The following is a 23900-nucleotide window of genomic DNA, read 5'->3' on the forward strand; positions in this document are numbered from 1 at the left end:
GCGCCCAGGGAGGAAAAAGCGACCGGCCAGCTGCATGGCCGGTCCGGCCCAGCGGCACGCCGCGCAGCCTCGCAGTTTTGCAGCATTTCAGGCGCGTTTCGGTCCCTGGAGAAGTTCGGACCGGTACGCGGCACCCGCCCAGGATGCATGCCGCAGGGAGCGGCCATGCATCGGGTGACAAGCGTTCGACCGGCCTTGCCGGGCGTGCGCAAGCCTGAGCCAGGTGGAATCGGAAAGATGTCACGACAGTGCGGCTTTTTCGGTTTGGCCTCGGTCGGAAGTTCGGCCGAAACCTTGTGCCCGATCTCCAGCGGGCGCTTTTTTCCCCACCAACCGTGAAGTGAAGGAGAAAGACATGTCCACCATGTTCGATGGCATCAAGCGTTTCGTTCGTGAAGAAGACGGCGCAGCCGGTGTGGAGTACGCCCTGCTGCTGGCCTTCGTGGCCCTCGTGATGGTGACCTATGGCACCACCGTGAAGACCGCCGTCGGCACCATCTGGAATTCGATCGCCACCGCGCTCTCCGCGGCCTGAACGACTTCCGGTACCCCCGGACCGGGCTCCGCGCCATGGGCCCCGGTCCGGCCAGATTCCTGACATGCCGATCGCATCGATCGCACCCATCCACGGGAAGGCCGCCATGTTCTCCGTTGCCGCAGCCGCCAATCTGAGCCTCGTCGCCATGGTGATCGTCGCTGCCGTGAGCGATGTCCGCTCGCGCCGCATCCCGAACTGGCTCGTGGCCGCCGGACTGGCCCTGGCCCTGGTGGCGCAGGTCGCCACCCACGGCCCGGCGGACGGCGCCCTGGTCTGGATCGGCGGGGCCGCCACCGGCGCGGTCATGCTGCTCGCGGTCTACCTGATGGGCGGCATGGGCGCCGGCGACGTGAAGCTGATGGGGGCCGTGGGGGCCTTCATGGGCGTGGCGGGCGCCGCGCATGTGGCCGTGGTCGGCTTCCTGGCCGGCGGCGCGCTGGCCATCGCCGCCCTGCTGCTGCGCCGCATCGCTGCGGCGCGCCGGGCCGCCGCACGCAAGCCCGTCCGGCTGCCGTATGGCCTGGCCATCGCCGCGGCCACGCTGCTGGTGAAGTGGGAGCTGTTCTGAACAACACGGAGACGGCGCGCCTCCGGCTTGCGCGCCACTAACGAGAAGGTCCCGATGCCGTGACAACAGGGACCAGGAACGGGGGAATCGCCATGCACCACAGCAGCCGCATGCATGCGCCACATGGAGACGCCAGGCCCTGCGCCTCGGCACACCGCCACGGATCCGGGTCGCGCCCAGGCCACCACATGACAGCCGCCGGCGGCCAGGATGCCGCCCGCCGGCCCGGACGCCACCGCGCCGCCAGGCGCGCCGGACGCCCCGCCATTCCCGCCACGTGCCCGCGCACCCTGGCACATCGCACCATCTTCTTCTGAGCAAGAGGAGCCGAAAATGAAGAACCTGCGCATCCTGTTCATGCTGCTGATCGCCACCGTCGCGGGGCTCAGCGCCGTCATGCTCGCGTCCCGCTGGCTGCTGCAGCAAGGCAGCAACGGCATCACCAAGGTGGCCGTGGCAGCCGCCGACATCAGCCTGGGCCAGCAGATCACCCCCGAGGCCGTGAAGCTGGTGGACTGGCCCGCCGCCAGCCTGCCGCCCGGCGTGGTCCAGGACGCCGCCTCGCTCGCCGGCCGCGTCACCAAGGCCAGCCTCTCGCGCGGTGAGCCGGTGCTGGAGTCCAAGCTGACGCCGGTGGGCACCAAGGGCGGCCTCTCGGCGGTCATCGCCAATGGCAAGCGCGCCATCACCGTGCGCGTGAACGACGTGGTCGGCGTGGCCGGCTTCGCCCTGCCAGGCAGCTTCGTCGACATCATCGTCAACACGCAGAAGGACAAGCAGGACAGCAAGGCCAGCGCCGAGCGCACCGACCAGTCGATCTCGAAGATCGTGCTCGAGAAGATCCTGGTGCTGGCCGTGGCCCAGGAGGTGAACCGCGACGAGACCAAGCCGAAGGTGGTGAACGCGGTCACGCTGGAAGTGTCGCCCGACGAAGCCGAGAAGCTCGACCTGGCACGCAGCGTGGGCTCGCTCTCGCTGGTGCTGCGCAACCAGATGGACCCGCGCCCGGCCGAGACCGCCGGCGCCACCAAGCATTCCCTCCTCAAGGAACCCGTGATCGCGGCGGCCGCCCCCGTGACCCGGACAGTACAGGTGGTGCGGCGCGTGGCGGAGAAAACCTTCTCCGGTACCTGCATCGGCGTCATCAGCGGCAACCAGCACAACCAGGAATGCTTTTGAACCACGGCTCACGCGTCTGAGAAAGGCAGGCCCACGCGGTAACTGCCCGCAATGACTGCGCGAACCCACCGGGGGAACATCATGGATCGCATCACCACGCATCAAGGCGCAGCGCGCCGTATCGCACCGCAACTGCAGGCCACCGTGCTCGCATTGACGGCTTTGGGCATGTTGTGGGGCGCGCCTGCCCGGGGGCAGGCTGGCATGGAGGCGGCGATGGCCACGGCCAACGCCGCCGGCCCCGCCCGCCCGGTTCGCCTCGCGGCGGTTGGCAATATGCAGGGGAACATGCAGGGCAGTGTCCAGGGAGGGGTCGCCGCCGCGGCGGCCGCGCCGCGAGACACCGCGCCGGCACGCGGACCGAACTGCGTCGGCGCCATGCGCGAACGGCGCGAGGTGCAGGTGCCGGTTGGCAAATCGACCATGATCGAGATGCCGGAGTCGGTGAAGGCCCGCTCGCTCGGCAACCCCAACGTGGCGCAGGCGATGCTGGTCTCCCCGCAGACGCTCTACGTGCTGGGCCAGGAAGTGGGCACCACCAATATGATCGTGCAGGGCCGCAGCGGCTCGTGCAGCGTGATCGACCTCGTGGTCGGCGCCGATCCCGGCGGGCTCCAGGCCACCCTGCGCGACCTGATGCCCGACGCACGCCGCGTGCGGGTCTCCTCCGCCGCAGACAGCCTGGTGCTGAGCGGCACGGTGACGGACTCGGTGCAGGCGCAGAAGGTGCTGGATATCGCCAACGCCTTTGTCATGCGCCAGACGCGCGGCCCCGCGCAGAACCCGCAGGGCGGCGCGGCCCAGGGCCAGCAGCAGAACGGCGTCATGGCCAACAATCCCGCCAACGCCGGCATGCCGGTACGCAGCCCACGCATCATCAACATGCTGGTGGTGGAAGCGCCCCAGCAGGTCATGCTCGAAGTGAAGGTGGCCGAGGTCTCCAAGAGCCTGATCGACCAGATGGGCTCCGCCGCAAACCTGAACGCTGCGTTCGGCAGCTGGAGCTTCGGGCTGCTGGCCAACTTCCTCTCCGGCGCGCCGGACCTGCTCTCCTTCAGCAAGGCCAACAACCTGCCGCTGAAGTTCGCGCTGGACGCGCAGAAGGGTGACGGGCTGGTCAAGATCCTGGCCGAGCCGAACCTGATGGCGATCAGCGGGCAGGAGGCCAGCTTCCTGGCCGGCGGCAAGGTGTTCATCCCGGTGCCGCAGAGCTTCGGCGGCACGGGCACCACCATCGTCCTGCAGGAGGAAACCTTCGGCGTCGGGCTGAAGTTCACGCCGACGGTGATGGAAAACGGCCGCATCAACCTCAAGGTGGCGCCGGAGGTGTCCGAGCTCTCGCCGACCGGGGTGGCGCTGACCGCGCCGAACGTGTCGGGCACGTCGATCCTGCCGCTGATCAACACGCGGCGGGCCTCCACCACGCTGCAGGTCTACGACGGCCAGAGCTTCGCCATCGGCGGGCTGATCAAGAACAACATCACGGGCAGTCTCAAGGCGCTGCCGGGCGTGGGCGAACTGCCGGTGGTGGGCACCCTGATGCGCAGCACGAACTTCCAGCAGGACCGCACCGAGCTGGTGTTCGTGGTCACGCCGCGCCTGGTGAAGCCGCTGCCGGCCAACTACCCGCTGCCGACCGACACCTTCGGGCCAACCACCCCGGGCGAGGTCTACATCAACGGCAACATGGAAGGCCACCCCGCCCGCCCGGCCCCGGCCGCGCTGCCCGCCCCTGTTGGCACCCCGGTTGCGGCCCCGATTGCAGCCCCGGTTGCAGCCCCGGTTGCGGCCCCGGTTGCGGCCCCCCTGACGGCCCCTTCCGCCGCGCCCACCACGAGCGTGCCCGCCCCCACCGCCGAAGGCGCCGCCGGCGCGTAAGCGCAGACCCGAACCAGGAGCACATCATGACGACCAACTTCCTTCGCCCCGCCGCGCTCGCGGCCCTGCTCGGCACCGTCGCGGGTCTCTCCGGCTGCATGGCCACCACGCCGATGTACGACAAGCAGTTCGGCGACGCCGTACGGACCCTGCGGGCGATGCAGATCCTGAACCCCGATGCCTCCAACAACACCGACCCCGTGACGGGCATCGACGGGCGCGCCGCCACGGCGGCGATGGACCGCTACGGCACCCAGTTCCGCGCGCCGCAGTCCGACGCCAACGCCTTCACGATCGGCGTGGGCGCTTCCGGCGGTCTCAACAACATGGGACGGTAGGCCACGCGGCCGCCGCACGCTGTTTCCAGGAGTGAAGCCATGGCAAAGATCGCCGTAGTATCCGCCGACGATGCGCACCTGCACTACGTGGCGGGCCTGATCGCCCAGAGCGCCAACCACGTGGTACAGCGCGTGCGAGCCACGCCGGCCGTCGCGCTGGCCGATCCCACGCTCACGCTCGGCACCGACCTGCTGATCGTGGACGCGCCCGAGGTCGGCGCGGACGACATCGTCCAGCTGCGCCGCATCACCACCGAGCATCCGGAAACGCTGTGCATGCTGCTGACCGCGCACCCGTCCGCCGACCTGCTGATGCGGGCCATGCGCGCCGGCGTGCAGGGCGTGCTGCCTTGGCCGCCAGAGGCCCAGGAGTTCCGCGACGAACTCCAGCGCTGCACCAGCCACGCGCTCAGCAATGGCCGCGCCGAGGGTCAGGTGCTGGCCTTCACCGCCTGCAAGGGCGGCAGCGGCACCACCTTCGTGGCGGCCAACTTCGCCCACGTGGTGGCCACCCGGCACAAGAAGCGCGTGCTGCTGGTGGACCTGAGCCAGCAATATGGAGACGCCGCCTTCCTGATGACCGACCAGACCCCGCCCGCCACGCTGTCGGATGTCTGCCGCCAGGTAGACCGGCTCGACGCCGCGCTGCTGGACGCCTGCGTGACCCACGTCTGCCCCGGCTTCGACGTGGTGCCCGCCGCCGGCGACCCGATCAAGGCAGGCGAGATCAAGGCCGCGCACCTGGAGCGCATCCTGGCCGTGGCGCGCCAGCAATACGACGCGGTGGTCTTCGACATCGGCCAGGATATCAACCCGGCCACCCTCGTGGTGCTGGACCACAGCAACCTGATCTACGCGGTGATGCGCCGCAGCCTGGCCCACCTGCGCGCGGGCCGCCGGCTGTTCGACCTCTGCCAGTCGCTGAGCTACCACACCGACCGCGTGCGCCTGGTGCTCAACGGCGATGACCGGCACGCCAGCATCGCCCAGCGCACGCTGGAAGACGCCTTCGGCGTGCGCGTGGCCCATGTGCTGCCGCTCGATGCCGGCCCGGCCCGGGACGCCAGCGAGCAGGGCGTGCCGGTGGCGCAACTGGCGCCGAACAGCGCCATCGCCCGCGCGCTGGCCGACATGGCCCGGCAGCTCTACCCCGACACCCAGCCGCGCCGCGACAACCTGCTGCGCAAGCTGTTCGGCCAGAACAATCAGGTCCATGCCCCGGCGCGCGCCTGACCGGCACCGCCACGGCGACACCAGGAGTCCAAGATGTCACTGCGAGAACAACTCTTCCGCCAGGCCGGCGAAGCCCTGCCCGAGCGCGTGGCGCGCGCCAATGGCGGCGCCGCGCATGGTGTCAACGGCAGCCACGCTGCCAGCGGCACGGCCGGCTCGGGCGCGGTGACGCCCGCCTACCAGCAGTTGGCGCTGGAGATTCACCAGACGCTGGTCGATCGCGTGGAACTCAGCCGCCTCCAGCACATGCCGCCCGAACAGGTCCGGCGCGAGCTGGCGCAGCTGGTGGAGCGGATCATCGAGGAAGGCAACCACCCGGTGAACGAGTCGGAGCGGCGCCGCCTGGTCTCGGACGTCCAGGACGAGATGCTCGGCTACGGGCCGCTCGAGCCGCTGCTGGCCGACCCCACCATCTCGGACATCCTCGTCAACACCGCCCGCCACGTGTACGTGGAGCGGCGCGGCAAGCTCGAACTGACCGACGTGACCTTCCTCGACGACGCCCACCTGCTGCGCGTGATCGACAAGATGGTGTCGCGCATGGGCCGCCGCATCGACGAATCGAGCCCGATGGTCGATGCGCGCCTGCCGGACGGCTCGCGCATCAACGCCATCATCCCGCCCTCGGCCATCGACGGCCCGCTGCTCTCGATCCGCCGGTTCGCGGTGAACCCGCTGCAGGTCAAGGACCTGATCGGCCTGAGCACGCTGACCGACGAGATGGCCCAGCTGCTCGACGCCATGGTGCGCGCCAAGCTCAACATCCTGATTTCGGGCGGCACCGGCAGCGGCAAGACCACGCTGCTGAACATCCTCTCGGGCTTCATCCCAGCCGACGAGCGTGTGGTGACGATCGAGGACGCGGCGGAACTGCAACTGCGTCAGCAGCACGTGCTGCGCCTGGAGACGCGCCCCGCCAATATCGAGGGCCGTGGCGAGATCACCCAGCGCGCGCTGGTCAAGAACGCGCTGCGGATGCGGCCGGACCGGATCATCCTGGGCGAAGTGCGCGGCGCGGAGGCGCTGGACATGCTCCACGCGATGAACACCGGCCACGAGGGCTCGCTGGCCACCATCCACGCCAACACGCCGCGCGACGCACTGACGCGGCTTGAGAACATGATCAGCATGGCCGGACTGGCGCTGCCCACGCGCACCATGCGCCAGCAGATCACCTCGGCGCTGTCGGTGGTGGTACAGGTCTCGCGCCTCACCGATGGGCGCCGCAAGCTCGTCAGCGTGCAGGAAATCACCGGCATGGAGGGCGAGGTCGTCAACATGCAGGAGATCTTCACCTTCCGCCGCCAGGGCGTGGAGCGCGACGGCCGCATCCGCGGGCACTTCTGCGCCACGGGCGTGCGGCCGAAGTTCTGCGAGCGGCTCCAGGCCTTCGGCATCCACCTGCCGGAAGCGCTGTTCGACCCCGCCGTGCAGCACGAAGTCTAGGAGCGCGCCATGAATCCGATGATGATCGCCTTCGCGCTGTCGGTGTTCCTGGCCATTGTGCTGGGCGGGATCGGCGCCTACCTGTGGTGGAACACGTATCACAGCCAGCACGCGCGGCGCTTCAGCCATCGCGTGGAGGCGGCGCTGCTCAACAGCGCTGGCCACGGGCAGGACGCCGGCATCCTCAAGCAGCGCGTGATGAGCCAGTCGCCGGCGCTGGCCCGTCTGCTGCGGCGGCTGCCGCGCGTGCAGGCACTGGATCACGTGCTGCTGCAATCGGGCATGAATGTTTCCGTGGGGCGCTTCCTGATTCTCACGCTGGCGGCGCCCAGCCTCGTCGGCATGGTGCTGGCGACGCTGAACGCGCCGTGGTACGCCGTGCTGCTGATGGCCGGCGCGGCGAGCACGCTGCCGCTGCTGTTCGTGCTGCGCAAGCGGGCCCGGCGACTCGCCACGCTGGAAGCGCAGCTGCCCGAGGCCGCCGACCTGATCAGCCGCGCGCTGCGCGCCGGCCACTCGCTGCCCAGCGCGCTGGACATGGCCGGCCACGAGTTGCCGGCGCCCATCGGCACGGAACTGGGACTGGTGTTCGGCGAGATCAACTACGGCATTCCGCTGCACGACGCGCTGGCGGGCCTGACCGACCGGGTACCGATCGAAGACCTGCGCTACCTGGTCATTGCGGTACTGATCCAGCGCGAATCCGGCGGCAACCTGGCCGAGATCCTCGACAACGTGGCCGGCCTGATCCGCAAGCGGCTGCAGCTGCTGGACAAGGTGCGCGTGCTGTCGGCCGAGGGCCGGCTCGGCGGCTGGATCCTGACGCTGCTGCCGGTGGTGGTCGGCGGCATCGTGTTCCAGATCAATCCCGAGATGATGGCCACGCTGTGGACCGACCCGACCGGCATCCAGATGCTCTGGTACGCCGTTGCCATGACCTGCGTGGGCATCCTGTGGATGCGCCAGATCGTGCGGATCCACGTCTAGGGCAGGCATTCAGGCACCCCAATTACCGAGGCGGGAAGATTCCCGGACAACCATGCCAACCACAACGATCCTGCTGTTGGGCGTCACTTTCGCCATCGTCTTCGGCGCGGTCTGGGTCGCGATGATCGTGATGCGCCCGAACCCCGTGGCACGCCGGCTCGGCCAGATCGAGCGCGAGGCGCCCGGCGGCGCGCCGATCCCGGACGGCCGCCGCGAATGGATGCGCCAGATGGAGCGGCTGGCCCGGCCGCTGGCGCAGCTCTCGCTGCCGAAGGAAGGCTGGGAGAACTCCGCGCTGCGCACGCGCTTCATCCACGCAGGATGGCGCTCGCCCGAGGCGATTCCGTTCTACTTCGGCATCAAGACCGTGCTCGCGTTCGGCCTGCCGATGGCGCTGTGGGTGGCGCTGGTGGGCGAGGTGGAGGCCGCGCGGCAGTCCGAATTCATGACAGGACTGTTCGCAGTGGCGGTGGCGGGCTTCTACCTGCCCAACTTCGCGCTGCGCTGGAAGGTGCGCCGCCGCCAGCGCGATATCTTCGAGTCCTTCCCGGACAGCCTGGACCTGATCATGGTCTGTGTGGAAGCCGGCCTGAGCCTGGATGCCGCGATCCTGCGCGTGGTGGCCGAGATGCGCACCGCCCGCCCGGCCATGGCCGAGGAATACGAGCTGCTGACGCTGGAACTGCGCGCTGGCCTGCCGCGTGACAAGGCGCTGCGCAACCTGTCGGCGCGCACCGGCGTGGAGGATGTGAGCATGCTGGTGGCGATGCTGATCCAGGCGGACCGCTTCGGCACCAGCGTGGCGGACTCGCTGCGCGTGCATTCGGACATGCTGCGCACCAAGCGCCACTCGCTGGCCGAGGAGCGCGCGGCCAAGATCGGCACCAAGATCCTGTTCCCGCTGATCTTCTGCATCTTCCCGTCGCTGTTCGTGGTGCTGCTCGGGCCGGCCGCCATCCAGGTGGTCACCGCCCTGCGCAGCGTGGCCAGCAACTGACCCCGCCGGAGACCGCCATGCGCCCACCTGCCGACCGCCCCCTTCGCCCGCTTCGCCCCCTTCGCCGCCCTCTCCCCCGGCACCGCCAGCCGGGCGGCCCGCGCCACGCCGGCGCCGCCGCCGTGGAATTCGCGCTGATCTTTCCGCTGCTGCTGTTCATCGTGTTCGGCGTGATCGAGTTCGGCACCGCGCTCTATGACAAGTCCGTAGTCACCAACGCCAGCCGCGAGGCCGCCCGCGCCGGCGTGGTGCTGAAGTCCCCGGCAATGACCAGCACCCAGATCAAGCAGGTGGCGCTCAACTACTGCACCAACAAGCTGGTCACCTATGGCGCCGCCGCCACCTGCACCTTCCCGCTGACGGTCTCGCCATGCGCATCGACCGGGACCGCGCTGACCGTGCAGGTGTCGTACACGTTCAACGGCCTGCTGCTCGGCCCGCTGATCCGGCCCTTCACCGGGCCGCTGACGATCAACGCGCTCACCACCATGCTGTGCGAGTAGCCCAATCCAGAGACAGGAGGTGTGCCATGCGCCAGGAAACCCTGCAGCAGAACCCGCCACGCGCCCGACCGACCCGCCGGCAGCGCCAGCGCGGCGCCGTCGGCATCATGATGCCGTTCATGCTGATCTCGGTGCTGTCGGTGGGCGCGCTGGCGGTGGATGTGGCCCATCTGGCCATCGTCCGCAACGAGTTGCAGAACGCCGCCGACGCTGCCGCGCTGGCCGGGGCGGCCGGGTTGTTCCCGGCCAATCCCAAGCCCGCCTGGACCATCGGCGTCACCAAGGGCACGAACGCCATCAGTCTGAACAAGGCCGCCGGGGTCACGCTGACCAGCGGCACGGTGCAGGCCGGCTACTGGAACCTGACCGGCACGCCGGCCGGGCTCCAGCCGCAGGACATCACGCCGACGTCCAATGACGTGCCCGCGGTGCAGGTGACCATCAGCCGCGGCGCGGGCAGCAACGGCGGGCCGGTGCCGACCCTGCTGGCGCAGATCTTCGACGGTGCCGCGGCGAGCACCACGGCCACCGCCGTGGCGGTGATCGCGGCGCCGGGCATCATCGGCAATGGCGGGCTGTTCCCGGTGGCGCTGAGCCAGTGCCTGTACAACAACTTCTGGGACAGCGCCACCAACCAGCCCAAGCTCGATCCGGCCACCAACAAGCCCTATGTGTTCCGCATCGGTTCCGCCTACCACTACGGGCCGTGCGAATCGGGCCAGTGGACCACGTTCAAGTCCACCGACAACAGCGCCACCGCCACGCGCGACCTGATCCAGACCGGCAACCCGGCGCCGGTGGCCATCGGCGACCAGATCTGGATGCAGGACGGCACCAAGACCTCGAACTACAACTATGTCGGGGTCAACCAGGACTACCTGCTGCCGGTCACCTCGTCGCTCAACCCGGGCTCGCTCGGGCCGATTACCGCGTTCGCGGCGTTCCATATCACCGCCTCGGTGGGCGGCAGCGGCAAGTACATCGAGGGCTACTTCATCCCCAACTTCAAGGTCACGAACAGCGGCGGCGGCGTCGGTCCGTACTACGGCGGCTACGTCCCCCCGCGACTGGCCCACTAGCCAGGAAAGGAGCCAGTGGCACGGCCGGGTCTCCCGGGCACGGCCAGCCCCTCGCGCTGCCCCCCATGAGCAGCGCCGAGGCCCCCCTGGCTCCTCTTTTGCAGCCTGGTCTTGACCAGGCTGTCTTTTTTTTGAAGAATCGACCGCACACCCACATGGCGAGTCCGGGAGCCCCCATGAAGTTGCGCATCCTCAGCGACATCCACCTGGAGCACAACCAGACCGACGCCGTCCCCGCGTGCGCGGCGGACCTCGTGATCCTGGCCGGCGACATCGCCAACGGCCGCGACGGCATCGACTGGGCCGCCCGCACCTTCGACGTGCCGGTGGTCTACGTGCCCGGCAACCACGAGTACTACGAGAACAACTTCGACACCGTGGACCGCCTGATGGCCGAAGCGGCCGAGGCGGCGCCCAACGTGGCGCTGCTCAACGGCGCCGTGGCCGAGTACGCCGATGCTGACGGCCGCCCGGTGCGCGTGATCGGCACCACCTGGTGGACCGACTACTGCCTCTACGGCACCGACCGCGCCGACGACGCCATGCAGGCCTGCGCCCGCGTGGTGGTGGACCACCGGCTGATCGAGACCACCGACGCGGCCGGCCAGCACCGCCCCTACACCCCCGCCGACGCCCTGGCCCGCCACCGCGCGGCCACCGCCTGGCTGACGGACACGCTGGCCGAACCCTTCGACGGCAAGACCGTGGTCGTCACCCACCACGGCCCCGACCTCGGCAGCCTGGACCCCCGCTACGCCCACGACATCGTCTCCGCCGGCTTCCTCTCCCGCCGCCCCGACCTGGTGGCGCAAGCCGACCTCTGGATCCACGGCCACACCCACACCAGCTTCGACTACTGGATCGACCAGTCCCGCGTAGTCTGCAACCCGCGCGGGTATATATCGAGACGTACGGGGAACCCGGAGAACCCGGTGTTTGACTGGGGGCGGGTGGTGGAGATCTAGACCCCCGCCCCCTCCGCCCCCTCCGCCCCCTCCGCCCCCAAAACAAAAACCCCCGCGAGCTTGCGCCCGCGGGGGTTTCTTTTCAGACGTTGACGAGACCCGGAGGCCCCGTCTGGTCCGGCGTGATTTACATCATGCCGTCCATGCCGCCCATGCCGCCCATGCCGCCCGGCATGGCCGGAGCCGACTCTTCCTTCGGCGATTCAGCCACGGCGCAGTCCGTGGTCAGCATCAGCGAAGCCACCGAGGCGGCGTTCTGCAGCGCGGTGCGGGTCACCTTGGTCGGGTCCAGCACGCCCATTTCCACCAGGTCGCCGTACTCGCCCGAGGCAGCGTTGTAACCGTAGTTACCCTTGCCTTCGATCACCTTGGCCACCACGACCGAAGCCTCTTCACCAGCGTTCAGCACGATCTGGCGCAGCGGCTCTTCCATGGCGCGCAGCACGATCTTGATACCGGCGTTCTGGTCGGGGTTTTCACCTTGCAGGGCCGAGATCGCAGCGCGGGCGCGCAGCAGGGCCACACCGCCGCCGGGGACGATGCCTTCTTCCACGGCAGCGCGGGTGGCGTGCAGCGCGTCTTCCACGCGTGCCTTCTTTTCCTTCATTTCGACTTCGGTGGCAGCGCCAACCTTGATCACGGCAACACCGCCGGCCAGCTTGGCCACGCGCTCTTGCAGCTTTTCACGGTCGTAGTCCGAGGTGGCTTCCTCGATCTGGGCGCGGATCTGCTTCACACGGCCTTCGATGGCCGAGCCGTCGCCGGCACCGTCGATGATGATGGTGTTTTCCTTGCCGATCTCGATGCGCTTGGCCTGGCCCAGGTCCTGCAGCGTGGCCTTTTCCAGCGTCAGGCCGATTTCCTCGGCGATCACGGTACCGCCGGTCAGGATGGCGATGTCTTCCAGCATGGCCTTGCGGCGGTCGCCGAAGCCCGGGGCCTTCACGGCGGCGGTCTTCAGGATGCCACGGATGTTGTTCACCACCAGCGTTGCCAGGGCTTCGCCCTCGACGTCTTCGGCGATGATCAGCAGCGGACGGCCAGCCTTGGCCACTTGCTCCAGCACCGGCAGCAGGTCACGGATGTTCGACACCTTCTTGTCGAACAGCAGCACGAACGGGCTGTCCAGGGCAACAACCTGCTTTTCCGGGTTGTTGATGAAGTACGGCGACAGGTAGCCGCGGTCGAACTGCATGCCTTCCACGACTTCCAGCTCGTCGGCCAGCGACTTGCCGTCTTCCACGGTGATCACGCCTTCCTTGCCAACCTTGTCCATGGCTTCGGCAATGCGCTCGCCGATCGAGGCGTCGCTGTTGGCCGAGATCGCGCCAACCTGGGCGATTTCCTTGCTGGTGGTGGTGGGCTTGGACAGCTTCTTCAACTCTTCCACGGCAGCGCCGACAGCCTTGTCGATGCCGCGCTTCAGGTCCATCGGGTTCATGCCGGCGGCCACGAACTTCATGCCTTCGCGGACGATCGACTGGGCCAGCACGGTAGCGGTGGTGGTACCGTCACCGGCGTTGTCGCTGGTCTTGGAAGCCACTTCCTTGACCATCTGCGCGCCCATGTTCTGGAGCTTGTCCTTCAGTTCGATTTCCTTGGCCACGGACACGCCGTCCTTGGTCACGGTCGGGCCGCCGAAGCTGCGCTCCAGCACCACGTTGCGACCCTTCGGGCCCAGGGTCACCTTCACTGCGTTGGCGAGAATGTTCACGCCTTCGACCATCTTGGCACGGGCGGCGTCGCCAAACACTACGTCTTTTGCTGCCATGTTCTGTTTCTCCTGATCTGTACGAGTGACGCGTGGATTACTTGTTGACCACGGCCATGATGTCTTCTTCGCGCATGACCAGCAGTTCCTGGCCATCCACCTTCACGCCCTGGCCGGCATACTTGCCGAACAGCACGCGGTCACCCACCTTGACGTCGAGGGCAATGTTGTTGCCCTTGTCATCCTTCTTGCCGGGGCCGATGGCGAGGACTTCGCCTTGATCGGGCTTCTCGGCAGCATTGTCGGGAATCACGATGCCGGATGCGGTCTTGGTTTCATTGTCCAGACGCTTCACGATCACACGGTCGTGCAGAGGACGCAGGTTCATACGGACTCCTAGGTACAAAAAAGTGAGTTTTGATTCACAAATGGCCGTCTGAAGGCGACGGCCAACGAGTTTTCGGGTACCGCGAGGGCTCTGTTAGCACTCACCCCCGGGGAGTGCTAATTATAGGGACGAGGGTTGTCGTTTTCAAGACAAGGGCTGAATACGGGGTTTCCCTATGCAAGGGTTTACCCTATAGCATAGCTTATGATCCGCCGCAACCGTGGAGTCTATATCTTGGCGAATCCCTTTCCGATGCCGATGCTGATGCCCATGCCGATGCCGATGCCGAACGACCCGGACCTCGTGCCGGGCATGCCCTACCGCCACTACAAGGGCGGCGCCTACCGCGTGACCGGCCTGGGCCGCTTCGAGGCCGACCTGGCGCCCGTGGTGGTCTACGAGTCGATGCGCGACCGCTCGATCCTGTGGGTGCGCACGGCGGAAGTCTTCACCGAGCCAGTGCGGACCGAGGCGGGCGAAGTGCCCCGCTTCGCGCCGGACTGGCCGGCAGCGCTGGACTGCCTGGGCTTCCTGCCGCGCCAGGCCGTGCTCCAGGCGCTGGCGCTCTATGAAGCGCCCTACCGCCGCTACCACGACCGCGCCCATGTGCTGGAGATGTTCGATGTCGCGCACGCCCGTGGCATCGCGCTGAGCCCGGCGCAGGCGCTGGCGGTGCTGTTCCATGACGCGGTGTACGTGCCCGGCTGCGAGCACAACGAAGCCGCTTCGGCGGCGTTGATCGAAAACATGGCGAGCGATGTGGACGCCGACGTGGTGCGCCAGGCCATGCAGATCGTCCTGGACACCCGCACGCACGCGCCGACCACGCCCGACGCGGCCACGGTGCTCGATCTGGACCTGTACCGGCTGGCGGCCCCCGCCGAGGCGTTCGATGCCTACACGGCCGCCGTGTTCGAGGAGAACCGCGCGCTGCTGGCCCGCCGCACCGGGCTGGCGGGCGCGGCGCTGCACGCCGCCTTCATGGCGCGCCGCGTGGGATTCCTCACCACGCTGGCGCAGCGCGAGCGGCTGTTCCTGACCCCCGCCTTTGCCGATGCCGAGCAACCCGCGCGCGACAATATCGCCCGGATCATCGCCCGGATTGCAGCCGCCCTGCCCCAGGCCTAGTCGAGTCCGCTGCTGTCGAGGTAGCTCAGCGCCTCGCGCACCTCGCGGCGCGCCTTGAGCACATAGCCGACCCGGCGGTCGCGAATCACGAGGACAAGTACCTCGGCCTGCACCATCTCGCCGAAGTGATGGGCCGCGCGATGGAGGGTGAGCCCGGCAAGCCGGGCGAGCTGGTCGGCCGGCAGGCCGTCGTCGCCCGCCTCGAGCAAGGCGCGGCAGATGGCCGCGCGCGCGGGCACGGCGAGCAGCGCAAACGTCAGCGCGCTTTCCTGAGTGGCCATGTCCAACCCCGTGTCGTCGTGTATGCACTGGTTTGTAGCGCGGTAACGGGGCAAACGCAAGCCTGGACGGCATTCGCCCCGCCCCCCGTGGCACGGGAAGCGGGGCGACATGGACCTGGCTGCGGGGCCTGACTCAGACGATGCGAACGGCCCGGACCCGCCGGGCCCCGCCTCAGACCACGAACGGCAACTGGCGCTGGCGCTTGCCCGTGAGGCGGAACAGCGCGTTGGCCACCGCCGGCGCGATGGCCGGTACGCCCGGTTCGCCCAGGCCGGTCGGGTTGTCCTGCGAGGGGACGAAGAACACGTCCACCTGCGGGGCGTCCGGCATGCGCGGCGGCGGGTAGTCGGGGAAGTTGCTGTTCTTCACCGCGCCGTTCTCGATCTCGATGGCAAACCCGGGTCGGATCATCGACAGCCCGAACACGCAGCCGCCCTGGATCTGCGCCTCGGCCGAGAGCGGATTGACCACGCGGTTGGCATGCACGCCGGCGGTCACGCGGTGCACGCGCGGCTCACCCTTGACCACCGACACGTCCACCACATAGGCCACCACCGAGCCGAACGACTCGTGCACGGCCACGCCCCAGGCATGCCCCTTCGGCAGCTTCTTCTTGCCGTAGCCGGACTTGTCCACCGCCAGTTGCAGCGCGGCGCGGTGCCGGGCGTGCTTCTGCGGGTCCAGCCGGGCCAGGCGCCACGCCGCGGGGTCCTGCTTGGCGGCGGTGGCCATCTCGTCGGCCAGCGTCTCCTTGACGAAACCCGTGTGCGTGTTGCCCACCGAGCGCCACCAGAGCACCGGCACGTCCACCTTCGGATGGTGCACGGCCAGTTGCAGCGGCAGGTCGTAGTCGTTCTCGACGATGCCTTCGGTCATCGTCGCGTCCACGCCGTTCTTGACCATCATCGGCTCGAACGGCGTGCCGGCGATGATCGACTGGCCGACGATGGTGTGCTGCCAGCCCACCACGCCGCCCTTGGCGTCCACGCCGATACGCGCGCGGTGCACGTGCAGCGGCCGGTAGTAGCCGCCCTTGATGTCGTCCTCACGGCTCCACATCACCTTGAGCGGCTCGGTGTGGCCGTTGCCGATCCACGTGCGCAGCACGTTGGCGGCCTCGACCAGATAGTCCGAGGTCGGCACCGCGCGCCGGCCGAAGCCGCCGCCAGCCATCATCGTGTTCAGCGTGACCTTCTCCGGCGCCAGCCCCAGCGTGCGGGCGATGGCGGCCTGGTCGATGGTCTGGAACTGCGAGCCCACCCACACCTTTACCGCCGTGGCCTTGTTGCCGGCCACCTCGGCCTGCATGGTGCAGTTGAGCGGCTCCATCGGCGCGTGGGCCAGGTACGGCAGGCGGTATTCGGCGTCGATCACCTTCGCCGCGCCCTTGAGCGAGGCGTCGATGCCCTCCAGCGGCTTCGCCACCGTGCCCGGCTGCGTGGCCAGCTTGCTGTACTGGTCGAACAGCGCGGCGGTGCTCACCGTCGAGCCGCTGTCTTCCCAGACGATCTCCAGCGCCTCGCGCGCGGTCTTGGCGGGCCAGTAGCCGTCGGCCACCACGGCCACGCCGCTGCCGCCACGGTCCACGGGCACCAGCATCACATCGACCACGCCCTTGATCTTGCGCGCGCGGTCGGCGTTGAACGACTTGACCTTGCCGCCAAAGCGCGGCGGGCGGGCCACCACGGCCACGACCATGTCCTTGAGCCGGGTGTCGATGCCGAACACGGCGTCGCCGTGCAGCTTGGCGGCCGAATCCAGGCGCGGCGTGGGCTTGCCGACGATGCGGAACTGCGCCGGGTCCTTGAGCGTGACCTGCGCCGGCACGGGCAGGCCCATGGCGGCGTTGGCCAGCTCGCCATACGTCGCGCGATGGCTGCCGGACGTGACCACGCCCAGCGACGTGCTGCAGCTCGCCGGGTCCACCTTCCACTGCTGCGCCGCCGCCGAGATCAGCATCGCCCGGGCACGCGCGCCCAGTTCGCGGTACTGCTGGAACGAGTGGTTCAGCGCCGTGGAGCCGCCAGTCATCTGGATGCCGAAGGCCGGGTCCTTGTACGCATCGCCGGCCGGCGCCAGCACCGCGCGCACGTTCTTCCAGTCCACGTCCAGTTCCTCGGCCAGCGCCATCGGCAGGGCCGTCTGCACGCCCTGGCCGAACTCGAGCCGGTTCACGGCCACCGTCACGGTGTTGTCCGGGGCGATGATCAGGAACGCCTGCGGCGCGGACGGCGCCTTGGGCGCGCCCTCCTCTGCCTGGGCGACCGAGCTGAGGCCGGCCATCCCGCCAATTCCGATCGCCAGCCCGCCGCCGGCCATCCCGCCCAGCTTCAGGAAGCTGCGCCGCGAGAGCGGTGCAATGCCTTCGGCCGGCGCGGACGCCTCGGTCACCGGCGCGCCGCTGCCGCCGGCCAATGCTTCAATGCCACGAATTCGCATGATGATTCCCCGCTCAGGCGATGGCCCGGGCGGCATCCTTGATGGCCGCGCGAATCCGTTGATAGGTGCCACAGCGGCAGATGTTGCCGGCCATGGCCTGGTCGATGTCGGCGTCGGTGGGGCGCGGCTTGCTGCGCAGCAGGCCCACGGCGCTCATCACCTGCCCGTTCTGGCAGTAGCCGCACTGGGCCACGTCGTGGCGCAGCCAGGCGTCGAGCACGGCGCGGCCGATCTTGTCGTCCGGCATCGATTCGATGGTGCCGACCTTGCTGCCGGCGACGGCCGAGATCGGCATCACGCAGCTGCGCGTGGCCTGACCGTTGATGTGGACCGTGCAGGCGCCGCAGGCGGCCATGCCGCAGCCGAACTTGGTGCCGGTCATGCCGAGGTTGTCGCGCAGGGCCCAGAGCAGTGGCGTGGACGGATCGGCGTCCACGTCCACGGTCTTGCCGTTGAGGGTGAGGGTAGTCATTGCGGGGAACTCCTTGGGTGCGTTGCCCTTAGTCTTCTTGCATCGCACCGCCGGGCTCGTTGGCATGCAACGTGGCACGGGATCCCTGGCCACCCGGCGGTGCCCACGGAGGATAGAACAAATTCGAGAAACGTGCGTCGGCCCCGCACATGGGTTGACGTGCACCGGGATGGGGCGAAACCGAGGTTTGCTGGCCCCCTGCTAATTAGTAGTGCGCCCCTTCTACCTTCTATTTAGTCGCGGACAAATAGAGATGCAGCGCGTTGAGGTCGGTGTCGTTCATCTTGGCGAACGACGAGAACGGCATGACCCGGCTCACGTCGGTGCCGTCGGGGCGCTTGCCGGTGCGCATCATGGCGACGAACTGGTCCGGCTGGGGGTAGCGCTTCATCACGCCGGTCGGGCGCAGGTCGGCGGCCGGCGGCCAGTCGGGCGGCGCGCCGGGGATATGGCCGCCGCGCAGGTCGCCGCCATGGCAGCCCATGCAGGCGTTGGCCATGTACTGGCCATAGGCCGGCGTCACCCCGGCGGCAATGGCCGGCGCGGGGGGCAGGTCATGGTTGATCTTCTCGGCGGCGTCCCGGATCACGCCTGCGCCGTACAGCCCCTGCGCGAACCACGGGAAGCGCACTTCGGCGGGCTGCCCATTGGCCGGCGGCAGGCTGCGCACGTAGGCCACCAGCGCGCCGAAGTCCTCATTTGAAAGCCGGTTGTAATCCTCGCTCGGCATGATCAGCAGCGGCCGGCCGGACTGCGCCACGCCGTGGCGGATGGCGCGGTCCCAGTCCTCGGGGCGGTATCTGGCGACGTCGGGGTTGGCCTGGGTGATGTCGGGCGCCCGCACGCGCAGGCCGTTCGGCTCGTCGAAGACCTGCTTGCCGGCACCCTTGGCGCCGTGGCAGTCCATGCAGCCGCGCGATTCGTAGAGATATTTGCCATGGGCAATGGCGGCGGCGTCGGTGGGAATCGTCACCGGGGCCACGCTGACGTTCACCGTCCGCGCGAGCTTGCGTCCGCCCCACCAATAGGTACTGCCCACGGCCACCGCCACCACGACAACGAAAGCAATCGACGCCGAACTGGCGATGCGGAAGAATCGCGCAATATCCATGGGTTCCCCTCTCCGTGGCGGAAGCACGGCCGCCGCGCGGCCCGCCCCGGCCTGATTGCAGCCGGATCGGGGCGCGGATTCTGTGCGCGATGATACAGACGCCGACCGGCCCCGGCATCGGGTCTTCCCCACCCCCCTTACCAAAAAATGCGCCCGAGCGCCAGCCCCAACAACGCCCCGCCATGCCTCGTATCTCGGGGCTGGTCCGCCCCGCAGAACGATTACATTGCGCCATACGCTGGGCAGGGGTGCGACCATTGCGCCGGCGCCCGCCGTACCCCGGACCGCCCCCTGATGCACAGGGGCAGCCATCGACAACACAAGACATGACGCCAGAGACGGCCGCGAACCCCCTCCAACCCCCGCCCCCGGCGGCTGCCCCGTGGCGGCGGCCGCTGCAGGGCGGGCTGCTGGCACTGTGCACGCTCGGCGGGGTGGCAGCCATCTGGGCCGGCCACGAGCTGCTGGTCTCGGCAGCGCTGGTGACGGTCTTCCCCGCCTGCATCGCCTTCATGAGCGCGCAGAATCGCAAGAGCCGCGCCAACCTGCGCAGCAGCGAGCAGCGCTTCCGGCAGGCGCTGGAGCATTCGGCCATCGGCATGGCGCTGGTCGGGCTGGATGGGCGCTGGCAGCTGGTGAACCGCGCCATGTGCGAGCTGCTCGGGTACACGCCCGAGGAGTTCCGCGAGACCCCGTTCCAGCTGATCACTCACCCGGACGACCTGGGCGCCGACCTGCGCCAGCTGGAGCGCCTGACCGCCGGCGAGATCGACGCCTACCGCATGGAAAAGCGCTACCGCCACAAGGACGGCCGCTACCGCTGGGCGCTGCTGGCCGTGTCGATGGTGCGCAACGAGCAGACCGGCCACCCGGACCACTACATCGCCCAGGTGGAGGACATCCACCGCCGCAAGCTGGACCACGAGCGCATGGAACAACTGGCGCGCCGCATGGAACTGGCCGTGGAAGCCGGCGGCGTGGGCATCTGGGAATGGGATTTCACCAACGCCACCATCACCTGGGATGCCCGCATGCACGCGCTGCACGGCACCCCGGTGGAGCTGGGCGCGCCCACGCTGGCGCAGTGGATCGCCATGCTGCACCCCGAGGACGTGAGCCGCGTCAGCACGGAGATGCGCCAGGCGATTCGCGGCGTGCACCGCTTCGACACCGAATACCGCGTGGTATGCCCCACCGGCGAGGTACGCCACGTGCGCGCCATGGCCATGGTCTCGCACCACGACGATGAGGATGAAGGCGGCACCGGCGGCGGCGCCAGCGCAGGCACCCCCACGCGCCGCGGCATGACGCGCGCCCTGGTCGGCACGAACTGGGACATCACCGAGCAGCGCCGCCTGAACCGCGCGCTGTTCGAGGAGAAGGAGCGGCTGCACATCACCCTGCGCTCGATCGGCGACGCGGTGATCTGCACGGACCGCGTGATGCGCGTGACCTTCATGAACCCGATCGCCGAGCAGCTTACCGGCTGGAGCCTGGACGCCGCGATGGGCCAGCCGCTCGAGCAGGTCTTCCGCATCGTCGATGAAATCACCGGCGTGACCATCCCCAGCCCGGTGGAGCAGTGTCTGCAAACCCTGCGCCCGGCCTACCTCCAGGAAGGCGCCGTGCTGCAAAGCCTGACCGGCGAGCGCCACGACGTGCAGGACTCCGCCGCGCCGGTGCTGACCAATGACGGCGGCGTGCTGGGCGCCGTGCTGGTGTTCCAGGACATCACCACCTCCCGGGCGCTCCAGCGCGAACTGGCCCACTCGGCCACCCACGACGCCCTGACCGGCCTGCCCAACCGCGCCTGGTTCGAAAAGCGCCTGCGCGAGTCCTGCGAGGCCGCCCGGCTGCACGGCCACCGCGCCGCGCTGTGCTTTATCGACCTGGACCGCTTCAAGATCGTCAACGACACCGCCGGCCACGGCGCCGGGGACGTGCTGCTGCGCGAACTGGGCTATGTGATCCGCCACCACGTACGCCCCGACGACCTGCTCGCCCGGCTGGGCGGCGACGAATTCGCGCTGCTGCTCAAGGACTGCTCGGTGGACCATGCCGAGCATGTGTGCCAGAAGGTCATCGACGCCGTGCACGAACGCCGCTTCCCGTGGGAAGGCCGTGTCTACGATGTGGGCGCGAGCATCGGCATCGCCGCCATCGACGCCGACGCCCCGCCGGTGGGCGAGCTGATGAGCCGCGCCGACGTGGCCTGCTACGCCGCCAAGGCCGCCGGCCGCAACCGGGTCTCGGTCTATCGGCGCGACGAGAGCGACGCGCGCCGCCACCACCGCGAACTGGAGGTGGCCGCCGGCATCCATTCGGCCCTCGACGCCAACCGCTTCCGCCTCTACGCCCAGGAAATCCGCTCGCTGCGCGAGGGCGAACAGGGCCGGCACGTCGAGATCCTGGTCCGCATGGTGGACGAGCAAGGCACGCTGATCATGCCCGGCGCCTTCATCCCGGCGGCCGAGCGCTACGACCTGATGGGCCACATCGACCGCTGGGTGATCCGCAACGTGCTGCACCAGTACGGGCGGCGGCTGGCGGCGGTGCCGGGGCTGTCGGTGTCGATCAACCTGTCGGCCAACTCGCTGGGCGAGCCGTTCCTGCTGCCCTTCCTGCACGACGCCCTGCGCGACTCCGTGCTGCCCGCCAGCCGCATCCGGCTGGAGATCACCGAGACCGCGCTGATCAATAACATGACCGCCGCCAGCCGGCTGGTGGCCGAGATGCGCAGCACCGGCTGCACCGTGGCGCTGGACGACTTCGGCGCCGGCCTTTCGTCGTTTTCCTATCTGAAGCAGTTCCCGGTGGACTACCTCAAGATCGACGGCAGCTTCATCCGCAACCTCACCGGCAGCGTGGTGGACCGCGAGATCGTCAGTTCGATCAACGATATCGGCCACCGGCTCGGCGTGCAGACCGTGGCCGAGTCCGTGGAGGACGAGGAGACGCTGGGCACGCTGCGCGCGATTGGCGTGGACTACGCGCAGGGCTATGTGATCGGCCGGCCGGTGCCGGTGGAGCAACTGCTCGAGTCGTGGGAGCGCGAGGCGGACACGGCCTGACACCCTTGGGGCGCCGGCATCACACCGGCCCGCCCTGCCGTTCGGATTTCCGAATGGCCCTGCCGCCCGGCTGTCCGGATTTCCGAACGCCGCGCCGCCGCCACATCGAAATTCCCTTTTTATTCATCGACTTACACCCTCCCTTGGGGGCCGCCGCGCTGGCACGCCTCGTGCACGCCTAGGCGCCGCTGTCAGGGCGCGACGCCTACGTGCCCGACCCCAAGGAGGATGTACTGACGATGACAATGAAGCGACTGCCCACACTGATCTTCATCGCGATGCTGCTCGGCGTTCTGGCCGGCACCGCTGCCCACCACCTGGCGCCCGACGCCGCCACCGCGAAATCGATCGCGGATCACTTCTCCATCCTCACCGACATCTTCATGCGGATGATCAAGATGATCATCGGCCCGCTGGTGTTCGCCACGCTGGTCGCCGGCATCGCCGGCATGGGCGACGGCAAGGCGGTCGGCCGCATCGGCCTGAAGGCGATGGCGTGGTTCCTGGGCGCCTCGATCACCTCGCTGCTGCTGGGCCTGGTGATGGCCAACCTGCTGGCGCCGGGCCACGGCATGAACCTGCCGCTGCCGGCCGCGGACGCCGCCTCGAACCTGAAGACCGGGGCGCTGAACCTGCGCGAATTCATCGCGCACATGTTCCCCAAGAGCTTCGTGGAGGCCATGGCCACCAACGAGATCCTGCAGATCGTGGTGTTCTCGCTGTTCTTCGGCTTCGCGCTTGGCACCCTCAAGGACGGCATCGGCAAGCCGGTGCTGCAGGGCGTGGACGGCCTCGGCCACGTGATGCTGAAGGTGACCAACTACGTGATGGCGTTCGCGCCCATCGGCGTGTTCGGCGCGGTGTCCGCCGTGATCACGGCGCAGGGCCTGGGCGTGCTGACCATCTACGCCAAGCTGCTGGGCAGCCTGTACCTGGCGCTGGCGCTGCTGTGGGTGGCGCTGATTGCCGGCGGCTACTACTTCCTGGGCCGCGACATCTTCCGCCTGATCCGCCAGCTGCGCGCGCCACTGATGATCGGCTTCGCCACGGCCAGCAGCGAATCGGCCTACCCGAAGGTGATCGAGCAGCTCACGCGCTTCGGCGTGAAGCCGCGCATCACGGGCTTCGTGCTGCCGCTCGGCTACTCGTTCAACCTGGACGGCTCCATCATGTACACCTCGTTCGCCGCGCTGTTCGTGGCGCAGGTGTACGGCATCCAGCTCTCGCTTACGCAGCAGATCACCATGCTGCTGGTGCTGCTGGTGACCAGCAAGGGCATCGCCGGCGTGCCGCGTGCCTCGCTGGTGGTGGTGGCCGCCGTGCTGCCGATGTTCGGCCTGCCGGAGGCCGGCATCCTGCTCGTGTTGGGGATCGATCACATCCTGGACATGGGCCGTACCGTGACCAATGTACTTGGCAATGCGATTGCCACGACCGTCGTCGCCAAAAGCGAAGGCGCGATCGGCGCGCCGGATCTTTCCGACGAGGACGACACCTCGGCGGACAGCAACCCCGGCCTGACACCCGTTCAGGCGCTGGCCAGCAAGTAAGCCGGCCAGGCGTGCCAGGGCCCGGTTGCCGATCAGG

Annotated in this window: 21 protein-coding genes; 15 read left to right on the plus strand and 6 right to left on the minus strand. The window is 68.7% G+C overall.

Features of this window, described 5'->3' with window-relative positions; genetic code table 11:
- The first annotated feature begins 355 nt into the window (after nt 1-355).
- The 12 genes from AB4120_RS10605 to AB4120_RS10660 all read left to right on the plus strand — a co-directional run bounded on the left by AB4120_RS10605 (nt 356) and on the right by AB4120_RS10660 (nt 11711).
- The gene (locus AB4120_RS10605; RefSeq protein ID WP_377731478.1) at nt 356-535 is read left to right on the plus strand and encodes a Flp family type IVb pilin; all 180 of its coding nucleotides are present in this window, start codon (nt 356-358) and stop codon (nt 533-535) included.
- A gap of 106 nt (nt 536-641) precedes the next feature.
- A complete protein-coding gene (locus AB4120_RS10610; protein ID WP_149137576.1) occupies nt 642-1106 on the plus strand; it encodes a prepilin peptidase in 465 nt (154 codons plus the stop codon).
- Nucleotides 1107-1439: 333 nt separating this feature from the next.
- Nucleotides 1440-2285 (plus strand): Flp pilus assembly protein CpaB, encoded by an 846-nt coding sequence (gene cpaB, locus AB4120_RS10615; RefSeq protein WP_149136563.1) that lies wholly within the window; start codon nt 1440-1442, stop codon nt 2283-2285.
- Between the two features lie 81 nt (nt 2286-2366).
- A complete protein-coding gene (locus AB4120_RS10620) occupies nt 2367-4163 on the plus strand; it encodes a type II and III secretion system protein family protein (RefSeq protein ID WP_441642214.1) in 1797 nt (598 codons plus the stop codon).
- Between the two features lie 26 nt (nt 4164-4189).
- On the plus strand, nt 4190-4501 hold the full coding sequence (locus AB4120_RS10625) for a hypothetical protein (protein ID WP_149136565.1): 312 nt from the start codon (nt 4190-4192) through the stop codon (nt 4499-4501).
- A gap of 39 nt (nt 4502-4540) precedes the next feature.
- Nucleotides 4541-5734, plus strand: a complete 1194-nt coding sequence (locus tag AB4120_RS10630; protein ID WP_149136566.1) for an AAA family ATPase — start codon at nt 4541-4543, stop codon at nt 5732-5734.
- 33 nt (nt 5735-5767) lie between these two features.
- Nucleotides 5768-7180: a CpaF family protein gene (locus tag AB4120_RS10635; protein WP_149136567.1), complete on the plus strand. Its 1413-nt coding sequence runs from the start codon at nt 5768-5770 to the stop codon at nt 7178-7180.
- A gap of 9 nt (nt 7181-7189) precedes the next feature.
- Complete coding sequence (locus AB4120_RS10640; protein ID WP_149136568.1) at nt 7190-8167, plus strand: type II secretion system F family protein; 978 nt, start codon at nt 7190-7192, stop codon at nt 8165-8167.
- Nucleotides 8168-8219: 52 nt separating this feature from the next.
- Nucleotides 8220-9164 carry a type II secretion system F family protein gene (locus AB4120_RS10645; protein WP_149136569.1) on the plus strand — a complete coding sequence of 315 codons (945 nt, stop codon included), beginning with the start codon at nt 8220-8222 and terminating at the stop codon, nt 9162-9164.
- A 17-nt stretch (nt 9165-9181) separates the two neighbouring features.
- Nucleotides 9182-9667, plus strand: a complete 486-nt coding sequence (locus tag AB4120_RS10650) for a TadE/TadG family type IV pilus assembly protein (RefSeq protein ID WP_149136570.1) — start codon at nt 9182-9184, stop codon at nt 9665-9667.
- A 26-nt stretch (nt 9668-9693) separates the two neighbouring features.
- A complete protein-coding gene (locus AB4120_RS10655; protein ID WP_441642215.1) occupies nt 9694-10746 on the plus strand; it encodes a TadG family pilus assembly protein in 1053 nt (350 codons plus the stop codon).
- A gap of 176 nt (nt 10747-10922) precedes the next feature.
- Nucleotides 10923-11711, plus strand: coding sequence for a metallophosphoesterase (locus AB4120_RS10660; RefSeq protein ID WP_149136571.1), 789 nt, complete (start codon nt 10923-10925; stop codon nt 11709-11711).
- A 127-nt stretch (nt 11712-11838) separates the two neighbouring features.
- On the opposite strand, the gene groL is transcribed toward AB4120_RS10660, so the two are convergent.
- Together groL and groES are read right to left on the minus strand one after the other, a co-directional pair.
- A complete protein-coding gene (gene groL, locus AB4120_RS10665) occupies nt 11839-13482 on the minus strand; it encodes a chaperonin GroEL (RefSeq protein ID WP_144197379.1) in 1644 nt (547 codons plus the stop codon).
- Between the two features lie 37 nt (nt 13483-13519).
- Nucleotides 13520-13810, minus strand: coding sequence for a co-chaperone GroES (gene groES, locus AB4120_RS10670; protein ID WP_008644494.1), 291 nt, complete (start codon nt 13808-13810; stop codon nt 13520-13522).
- Between the two features lie 252 nt (nt 13811-14062).
- Between groES and AB4120_RS10675 the strand changes: the two genes are divergently transcribed.
- Nucleotides 14063-14938 (plus strand): DUF1653 domain-containing protein, encoded by an 876-nt coding sequence (locus tag AB4120_RS10675; RefSeq protein ID WP_262389666.1) that lies wholly within the window; start codon nt 14063-14065, stop codon nt 14936-14938.
- On the opposite strand, the gene AB4120_RS10680 is transcribed toward AB4120_RS10675, so the two are convergent.
- The 4 genes from AB4120_RS10680 to AB4120_RS10695 all read right to left on the minus strand — a co-directional run bounded on the left by AB4120_RS10680 (nt 14935) and on the right by AB4120_RS10695 (nt 19242).
- Nucleotides 14935-15219, minus strand: a complete 285-nt coding sequence (locus AB4120_RS10680) for a winged helix-turn-helix domain-containing protein (RefSeq protein ID WP_149136572.1) — start codon at nt 15217-15219, stop codon at nt 14935-14937. The two genes, AB4120_RS10675 and AB4120_RS10680, sit on opposite strands and share 4 nt — an antisense overlap.
- 172 nt (nt 15220-15391) lie before the next feature.
- Nucleotides 15392-17659, minus strand: coding sequence for a molybdopterin cofactor-binding domain-containing protein (locus AB4120_RS10685; protein WP_441642216.1), 2268 nt, complete (start codon nt 17657-17659; stop codon nt 15392-15394).
- Between the two features lie 13 nt (nt 17660-17672).
- Complete coding sequence (locus AB4120_RS10690; RefSeq protein ID WP_092298240.1) at nt 17673-18131, minus strand: (2Fe-2S)-binding protein; 459 nt, start codon at nt 18129-18131, stop codon at nt 17673-17675.
- Nucleotides 18132-18360: 229 nt separating this feature from the next.
- On the minus strand, nt 18361-19242 hold the full coding sequence (locus tag AB4120_RS10695) for a c-type cytochrome (RefSeq protein ID WP_149136574.1): 882 nt from the start codon (nt 19240-19242) through the stop codon (nt 18361-18363).
- 326 nt (nt 19243-19568) lie between these two features.
- Between AB4120_RS10695 and AB4120_RS10700 the strand changes: the two genes are divergently transcribed.
- On the plus strand, nt 19569-22313 hold the full coding sequence (locus tag AB4120_RS10700; RefSeq protein ID WP_441642217.1) for a diguanylate cyclase: 2745 nt from the start codon (nt 19569-19571) through the stop codon (nt 22311-22313).
- A 239-nt stretch (nt 22314-22552) separates the two neighbouring features.
- A complete protein-coding gene (locus AB4120_RS10705) occupies nt 22553-23863 on the plus strand; it encodes a dicarboxylate/amino acid:cation symporter (RefSeq protein WP_149136575.1) in 1311 nt (436 codons plus the stop codon).
- Nucleotides 23864-23900: the final 37 nt, after the last annotated feature.

It is taken from the genome of Cupriavidus sp. 2KB_3 (genome assembly GCF_052115685.1).
Classification (GTDB): Bacteria; Pseudomonadota; Gammaproteobacteria; order Burkholderiales; family Burkholderiaceae; genus Cupriavidus; species Cupriavidus campinensis.

Excerpts from the sequence above, each read along its gene's own strand:
- AB4120_RS10605 (WP_377731478.1), top strand. The coding sequence starts at position 356 with ATGTCCACCATGTTCGATGGCATCAAGCGTTTCGTTCGTGAAGAAGAC.
- AB4120_RS10620 (WP_441642214.1), top strand. The coding sequence starts at position 2,367 with ATGGATCGCATCACCACGCATCAAGGCGCAGCGCGCCGTATCGCACCG.
- AB4120_RS10680 (WP_149136572.1), bottom strand. The coding sequence starts at position 15,219 with ATGGCCACTCAGGAAAGCGCGCTGACGTTTGCGCTGCTCGCCGTGCCC.
- AB4120_RS10660 (WP_149136571.1), top strand. The coding sequence starts at position 10,923 with ATGAAGTTGCGCATCCTCAGCGACATCCACCTGGAGCACAACCAGACC.
- AB4120_RS10695 (WP_149136574.1), bottom strand. The coding sequence starts at position 19,242 with ATGGATATTGCGCGATTCTTCCGCATCGCCAGTTCGGCGTCGATTGCT.
- AB4120_RS10630 (WP_149136566.1), top strand. The coding sequence starts at position 4,541 with ATGGCAAAGATCGCCGTAGTATCCGCCGACGATGCGCACCTGCACTAC.
- AB4120_RS10685 (WP_441642216.1), bottom strand. The coding sequence starts at position 17,659 with ATGCGAATTCGTGGCATTGAAGCATTGGCCGGCGGCAGCGGCGCGCCG.
- AB4120_RS10640 (WP_149136568.1), top strand. The coding sequence starts at position 7,190 with ATGAATCCGATGATGATCGCCTTCGCGCTGTCGGTGTTCCTGGCCATT.
- AB4120_RS10655 (WP_441642215.1), top strand. The coding sequence starts at position 9,694 with ATGCGCCAGGAAACCCTGCAGCAGAACCCGCCACGCGCCCGACCGACC.
- AB4120_RS10700 (WP_441642217.1), top strand. The coding sequence starts at position 19,569 with ATGACGCCAGAGACGGCCGCGAACCCCCTCCAACCCCCGCCCCCGGCG.
- cpaB (WP_149136563.1), top strand. The coding sequence starts at position 1,440 with ATGAAGAACCTGCGCATCCTGTTCATGCTGCTGATCGCCACCGTCGCG.
- AB4120_RS10675 (WP_262389666.1), top strand. The coding sequence starts at position 14,063 with ATGCCGATGCTGATGCCCATGCCGATGCCGATGCCGAACGACCCGGAC.
- AB4120_RS10705 (WP_149136575.1), top strand. The coding sequence starts at position 22,553 with ATGACAATGAAGCGACTGCCCACACTGATCTTCATCGCGATGCTGCTC.
- AB4120_RS10650 (WP_149136570.1), top strand. The coding sequence starts at position 9,182 with ATGCGCCCACCTGCCGACCGCCCCCTTCGCCCGCTTCGCCCCCTTCGC.
- AB4120_RS10690 (WP_092298240.1), bottom strand. The coding sequence starts at position 18,131 with ATGACTACCCTCACCCTCAACGGCAAGACCGTGGACGTGGACGCCGAT.
- AB4120_RS10645 (WP_149136569.1), top strand. The coding sequence starts at position 8,220 with ATGCCAACCACAACGATCCTGCTGTTGGGCGTCACTTTCGCCATCGTC.
- AB4120_RS10635 (WP_149136567.1), top strand. The coding sequence starts at position 5,768 with ATGTCACTGCGAGAACAACTCTTCCGCCAGGCCGGCGAAGCCCTGCCC.
- AB4120_RS10625 (WP_149136565.1), top strand. The coding sequence starts at position 4,190 with ATGACGACCAACTTCCTTCGCCCCGCCGCGCTCGCGGCCCTGCTCGGC.
- AB4120_RS10610 (WP_149137576.1), top strand. The coding sequence starts at position 642 with ATGTTCTCCGTTGCCGCAGCCGCCAATCTGAGCCTCGTCGCCATGGTG.
- groES (WP_008644494.1), bottom strand. The coding sequence starts at position 13,810 with ATGAACCTGCGTCCTCTGCACGACCGTGTGATCGTGAAGCGTCTGGAC.
- groL (WP_144197379.1), bottom strand. The coding sequence starts at position 13,482 with ATGGCAGCAAAAGACGTAGTGTTTGGCGACGCCGCCCGTGCCAAGATG.